General features: G+C 41.9%; 5 protein-coding genes. 1 reads left to right on the forward strand and 4 read right to left on the reverse strand.

Annotated elements, in window-relative coordinates; translation table 11 throughout:
• Positions 1 to 224: 224 nt before the first annotated feature.
• From ccsA to nrfH, 4 genes are all read right to left on the reverse strand, one after another.
• On the reverse strand, positions 225 to 1019 hold the full coding sequence (gene ccsA, locus HMPREF9078_RS03025) for a cytochrome c biogenesis protein CcsA (protein WP_009419269.1): 795 nt from the start codon (positions 1017 to 1019) through the stop codon (positions 225 to 227).
• Between the two features lie 46 nt (positions 1020 to 1065).
• Entirely contained in the window at positions 1066 to 2280 is a 1215-nt protein-coding gene (locus tag HMPREF9078_RS03030; protein WP_009419270.1) for a cytochrome c biogenesis protein ResB, read from the reverse strand.
• Between the two features lie 83 nt (positions 2281 to 2363).
• On the reverse strand, positions 2364 to 3860 hold the full coding sequence (gene nrfA, locus HMPREF9078_RS03035; protein ID WP_034542668.1) for an ammonia-forming cytochrome c nitrite reductase: 1497 nt from the start codon (positions 3858 to 3860) through the stop codon (positions 2364 to 2366).
• Positions 3856 to 4473 (reverse strand): cytochrome c nitrite reductase small subunit, encoded by a 618-nt coding sequence (gene nrfH / locus HMPREF9078_RS03040; RefSeq protein ID WP_009419272.1) that lies wholly within the window; start codon positions 4471 to 4473, stop codon positions 3856 to 3858. Before nrfH ends, nrfA begins: the two co-directional genes overlap by 5 nt.
• Before the next feature lie 187 nt (positions 4474 to 4660).
• On the opposite strand from nrfH, the gene HMPREF9078_RS03045 reads away from it, so the two are divergent.
• The gene (locus HMPREF9078_RS03045) at positions 4661 to 6058 is read left to right on the forward strand and encodes an alginate export family protein (protein ID WP_009419274.1); all 1398 of its coding nucleotides are present in this window, start codon (positions 4661 to 4663) and stop codon (positions 6056 to 6058) included.
• Positions 6059 to 6387 lie beyond the last annotated feature (329 nt).

Consider the following 6387-nt stretch of genomic DNA (forward strand, 5'->3'; position numbering starts at 1 on the left):
AAATGTTAAAAACAGGGTTTCGAGACGAAAGAAAGAGAAAAGGCACTAGGCCTTAGGCCATAGGCGCTAGGGTTTTGACGGAAAGAGGATAGGCGGGTTGAGAAATTAGAGAATTAGCCAATGGGAAGGTGTAAGCTACACGGGCAGTTATAACTTTCAGCAAAAATCGTAGCACAACAAGTAAAAAAGCTGTTAAGCCCTTGCTTAACAGCTTTTTTAGTTATTTATCCTGAATAGGTATGTACACTCATTTGTGCCGTTGGCAAGTAGTTAACGCCAAACCAGCAGATGAGCAACAGTATAAATGCGAGCCCTACGATGATAAAACTCTGAAAAGGTTTCTTTTCTTTGTGATTGTACTTGTGGTGGAGATATACCAAATAGCCGAGCCAAGTGATAAACGCCCAAGTTTCTTTAGGGTCCCACGTCCAATAGTGTCCCCACGCTTCTTTTGCCCAAAGGGCTCCAAAAAGCAATCCAAAGGTGAGGAATACATAACCTATTTTTACGAGCTGATCGATAACAATGAAAATTGATTGTACTTCTTGTCCTTTTTTATAGCGATAAATGCCATAAAAAGCAGTGAGAGAAGCCATACCCAACATCGCATAAGCAAAGATATACACGATTACGTGAGGCACGAACCAAACGCTCTGCAAAGCAGGCATCAAGGCTTTGTTCATCGTATCGGGGTGAGTGTAGGTAAGGACTATAAATACAATACCCATTACTGCTGAATAGCTAAGCATCCACTTTTGGCGATAGAGCCAATAGATAGCACAGCCTATGAGCCCCATAAAGAAAGCATACCAAATACGCGTTTCGGCAAGTGTGCGCAATGGCGGACGGTCTAAGTTTTGCCATAAGGCAACAATAAAACCTCCTATGGTTAAGGTAGCTACTAAGTGAGCTACAATACTCAGTCCTCTAAGTGCTTTGCTCTTGCTGTAGATAAGCGTACCCGAAAGTAGCCACAAAGCTACTGTAATATATGTTATAAGATTAAAATAATGCCACATTTTTAATTAACAATTGACAATTAATAATTAACAACAGCGTTAGCTGTTACTTGTTAGCTGTTTTAGTTTTTACTTCAAAGAGTAGGGCAATACCGCCAGCAAGTAGTAAGAAAATCCCTACATAAACGACAGGTAACCAAGGGTCGGAGATGAGTTCTACCACACTAAGTTCTGACCAGCGTCCCATACGCTCGTCATAACTCAATTGGTAAATACGCCAACCGTCTACACTAATAGGGTGATTCACCTCTATTTTTTCTTCTAAAACTTCTTCTTTTCCTTTTTGATATACTAATACCTCAGATTGGAATTTACGTGCTTCGGCAGGAGCCATTACCAAGGTATGCTCATCGTCTAAATGAATGGCACGGGGTGAGAATTGGAAGTTACCTGCAGAAATCCAATCGGTTTTCTTTTTGTGAGTACGAAGGTCTTCTACGGTTACCTTAGCCGCATTGGTCGCACCCCACATCGTATGATTGATGTAGGTACTATCGGTATCGGGAATAGCTTTTTCAAGATATTGGTGAAGAGTAATTTTCCAGTTCAACAAGGTTGCATAGTCACCTTCTTTCTCCAGCATAAAGCCTCGAGGTTTTTCGTGAGGTAGTGCTGAACCTGTACTATCAATCACAAATAGTTTGTTAGGATAAATATCAATACTGAACTCTTTGAGTTCCATTGCAATGGGAAGTTCTACCATTTGATTATCTTCAGTAGTAGCGCGCCATTCGAGTTTATCCTTATAGAGGTTCATTTTCAGACGTATAATATCTCCCTGTCCTAATACGCCAGCGAACATTGTAAGCCATAAGCCAAAGTGATTGAGGAGGAAAGGTATGTTTTTGCGTTGGTAGACCATCGAGCGTTTGAGGATAGAAAACCAAAGATTCATCAGTGCCAATACGAAGATAATACCAAAGTACCAAGTTTTGGTAAGGTCGTCTAAGCCCAATTTGCCCACAAAGCTATGAGCTACCTCTTGAGGATTTACGTTGATGCTCCCCAAACCAATGGTGAGTACCCCAAGGGTTACGACCGTAACAATAGCAAAAGGCGCTGATGAAAAGCGCACGATAAAATTCGTTTTTCTAAAAATAAAATATACAGCTGTAGTGAGTACCACAAAGGCAAAGCCTCCTATTACATTGTAAGGAAAGCTAAACCAACTTTTGCTGATACTTCCTAAGGTAAGTTGTAGTATCAGCCCTATGATAAGGGATATACACGCTACGAGAATAGCGAAAGGATATTGTTTCATAGTTAGGTAAAAGATAAGAGGTAAGAAATAGGGGCGAATTACATTCGCCCCTACTCGTCATTTGTCATTCGTAATTCGTTAAATTACTTTTGGGTTACTAAGCGTCCTTTTTCTTTAGCTTCTTTAATCCATTTAGGAACGATAGTTTCTAAGAATTTTTTCTTAGCAGCTTCTTCTTTAGGGATATCCAAACCAATTTCTTTTTGGGCTTTAGCTTTAGTGCTGATATCAGGCATTACGAAAGCGGTTTTGATGTTTAGTTTTTCTTTAAGCACATCTAAATTATTTTCAGCTTGATAAGCATAGATAAGACCATCGCTAAGGAGGCGTTCAGATTCGATAGGAGCGTGGAAAGCGGCACCGTGTGAAGAGTGTACCATATCCCAACGCCATTGTGATTTGCGGATAAGTGCCAAAGTAGGTTTCATTTGTTCTTCAGTAGCGCCGTTATCCCACAAGAATTTAGCTTTGAAGTGTACTTTTGCTAATTGTTTTTCGAGTTTCATACGCATACCATATACAGCATCTTGGCGATCGTATACGTTTTTCACCAATTCTTCTTCACTTTGGCGGTGACAAGTTTGGCAGCTTGCAGACACGTTACGCAAAGGGCTGCTAATTTGGTGGTCAGAGAATTTTACAGCACCATCAGTTTTGTAAGGCATATGGCAATCGGCGCAAGAAACGCCACGTTGTCCGTGAATACCGAGTTGAGAAAGTTCATAGTCAGGGTGTTGTGCTTTAAGGATAGGGGCACGGCTAAGTGGGTGTACATAGTCAGTCCAACCTTCTGCATCGTAGTACTCTTCCATCTTTTCAATAGTCATACCTTTATCCCAAGGGAAAGTAAGATATTTTTTATCACCTTTGAAGTAGTACTCTACGTGGCATTGCGCACAGACGAGAGAACGCATCTCTTGATGAGTAGCTTTATTGATATCGCGACCTTGACGTTTGAAGGCTTCTTGTAAAGCCAATTGACTTACTTGCAATTTCATAGTTTTAGTATCGTGGCAAGTAGCGCAACCGATAGGATTTACGATTTGGCTACCCCATTGATCCCAAGGAGCGCTGTAATAAGTTTCAGCACCTACTTCTTTGATTAGGCGAGGCACATCGGGGCTTTTACAAGTCCAGCAAGTACCTGGTTGAGGAGAGTGGGTAGAATCGGTAGGAGCGCCTGTACGAAGAATTTTAGTAACGTCTTCAATAGCGTGCATGTGTCCGCGTGGAGCGTTGTATCCCTTAGAGAAAGCATAACCAGCCCAAAGGATTACCATTTCTGGACGTAGCTCAAGCAGATCATCATCGTTACTACTCATATACTTAGAGCGGAAAGTAGTGTCGGCAGTAGCTGCCCACGAAGCGTATTCACGAGGATAGAAGGGTTCATAAAGCTCGTTGCGGCATTCACCTTCTTTAAGGTTATTACCACCTCTAGCTATCAATTGAGCTTCTGTAGATCTGTTCATTATCGAATTAGCCAATAGACCTAATAAAAAGGTAACCACTGCTAATAAACCTGCAATTAACCAATGTTCTTTTTCATCGCTGTATAAATTATATTTCGTTTTTTTAATTATTTGATTTTTCTCTGTTTTTCACCATATTATCAAGCCAATCGGGGGTATTGCTTGGCATATTACTAATAATAGGTACAGGGGAATGAGGAGCAGCATTAAGCCCTCTCACACGGCTGTGAGGTACTTCGCGGTGGCAATCCCAGCACAATTTGCCATTACCAGCGTGTGCCATTTCAGCAGTTACCTTGCCTGCTTGCACTTCGCTTACAAGGGTGCTGTGGCAACGAATACAATTTTCTTGTACTACTCTTTGCCCTGGAGAGTGCATCTTAATCACTTGTGGTTCCATACGGAAGGTGAACATCGTGGCGTGACGCAGACCGTCGTTCGCTTTAAAATAATATTTGCGAAAAACGTTGTCGTGAGGCACGTGACAATCGTTACACACAGTATTGCGACCGTGCGAAGAGTGCATCCACGTAGCATACTCAGGCTCCATAATATGGCAGTTCACACACGCCTTGGGGTCGTCAGACAGATAGGTGTATGCTTTGGATATATAAAATTTGTATCCACAAAGCCCTATCAGTATCCCTACTAACGAGGGAATTAAGAAACGAAACCATCGTCCTTTTTTAGTAGATGGGGTGTTGTTATCTGTTGTCGCCATTATATAAAAAAATATTTTTTTCGTTGCTTTTCGTTGCAAATGTAAAATAGTTTCCTTACATTTGCAAAAGAAAATAAAGATATATCCTTATTTTATTGTAATTCTAAATAAGAAAACTTGTATTTATGACTTATTTTTAGCATTTTAACCTATTTTAAACGTAAAATATTTTAAAAACACTATACCAATGAAAAAACATTTATTATCATTTTTTGCTTTGGGTACCGCTTTCGTTTTGTACCCCTCTTTAGCAACTGCGCAGGTAGAAAATCCTCCTGCTCCTAATGAAGGTGTTCCTCCTCCACAACCTCCTATGGAAGAGATGATGACACCACCTCCTCCGCCACCTGCCGATAACGAGTTCACGCTATCAGCACAAATTCGTCCGCGTTTCGAGTACCGCAATGGGGCATATCGCCCTTTAGTAGAAGGTGAATCGCCTGCTATCCTCACCAACAACCGCGTGCGCTTAAACTTCGACTATAAGCATAGCGACCGCCTACATTTGTACGTTTCTCTTCAAAACGTGAACGTTTGGGGGCAAGCGCAACAAGTACAAGCCGTCGATAAAACAGGCGGTATGTCGGTTTTCGAGGCTTACGCCGAATTCCCTCTTGTGAATACCCTTAGCGCAAAAGTAGGTAGACAAGTGATTGCACTGGACGACGACCGTATTTTCGGCTCTCTCGATTGGCACCCTGCCGGACGTAGCCACGATGCAGTGAACCTCAATTGGACACCTTCTGAAAAGTTGACACTTCGCGGTTTCTTTGCGTATAACCAATCGGGAAGTACCACGACCCCTACTCTAAATGTAAATACTCCCAGCGGACAGAATTTTACTCCAGGATTGGGTCAGGATTACCAACACTTGCAAGCGCTTCACGCGCACTATAGCATCAGTGAAGCGCACCAATTGTCGCTCTTGTTTGCTAACTTAGGTTACCGTACTGATGATAGTGCTGACCAAAATATGCAAACTTTCGGTGCGCACTACACTGGCAAAAGTAACCAGTTGAGCTATGGAGCTTCTGCTTATATGCAAACTGGTAAAAACGCTACAGGAGCCGATAAAAGCGCTTATATGTTTGCAGTGAACGCAGGCTACAAGTTTTCTCCTATCTTTGGCTTAACCGCTGGAGTAGACTACCTCAGTGGCAACGCCTCTGATGACACTTCGGGTAAAGATAAGAAATTTAACCCATTCAGCGGTACCAACCACAAGTTCTACGGCTTTATGGATTATTACTATGTAGGTTTCACTCCTTCTGTAGGTTTGCTCAATCCTTATCTCACTGCCAATGTGCGCACTGGCGAAAAGAGCAACCTCAGCGCTACTTATCACTTCTTTGCACCCGCTGCCAAGTTCGAAACTGATAAGAAGCACAGTAGCCTCGGTAGTGAAATCGACTTAGTGTACAACTTAAAAGTACAACCTTTTATAGGGTTACAAGTAGGTTACTCTACTTATTTTGCCAACGATGGCACCAAAGCCCTCAAAGGTACTGCTAACCAACGCGGTTACCAAGACTGGTTCTGGTGTAGCCTAAACATCAATCCTAAATTGTTCTCTGCGATATTTTAATTGTATTGAACTATAATAAGAAGAGGTAAGAATTGCCATAGCATTCTTACCTCTTCTTTTTTGCTAAATTGTTCACTACATCTCTCTCCTACCTTCGCTTTACCTTCTCCTTTCCGTCGCTACATTCCCCCTATTACCTCCGTCATTCGTCATTCGTTCCTCGTCATTCGTTCTCCTTTCCGTCATACTCCCCCCTAGTGCCTATGACAAGGCCTAGCACCTCTCCTCTTTCTTTCGCCTCGAAACCCCGTTTTCACCATTTTTATACTCGTTGTATTATACTATGAATCAACTCTTTGTACACCCTTTCTATACCAATCGTCCAAGAT

The organism is Capnocytophaga sp. oral taxon 380 str. F0488, from assembly GCF_000318255.2.
GTDB lineage: Bacteria > Bacteroidota > Bacteroidia > Flavobacteriales > Flavobacteriaceae > Capnocytophaga > Capnocytophaga ochracea.

Excerpts from the sequence above, each read along its gene's own strand:
- ccsA (WP_009419269.1), bottom strand. The coding sequence starts at position 1,019 with ATGTGGCATTATTTTAATCTTATAACATATATTACAGTAGCTTTGTGG.
- HMPREF9078_RS03030 (WP_009419270.1), bottom strand. The coding sequence starts at position 2,280 with ATGAAACAATATCCTTTCGCTATTCTCGTAGCGTGTATATCCCTTATC.
- nrfH (WP_009419272.1), bottom strand. The coding sequence starts at position 4,473 with ATGGCGACAACAGATAACAACACCCCATCTACTAAAAAAGGACGATGG.
- HMPREF9078_RS03045 (WP_009419274.1), top strand. The coding sequence starts at position 4,661 with ATGAAAAAACATTTATTATCATTTTTTGCTTTGGGTACCGCTTTCGTT.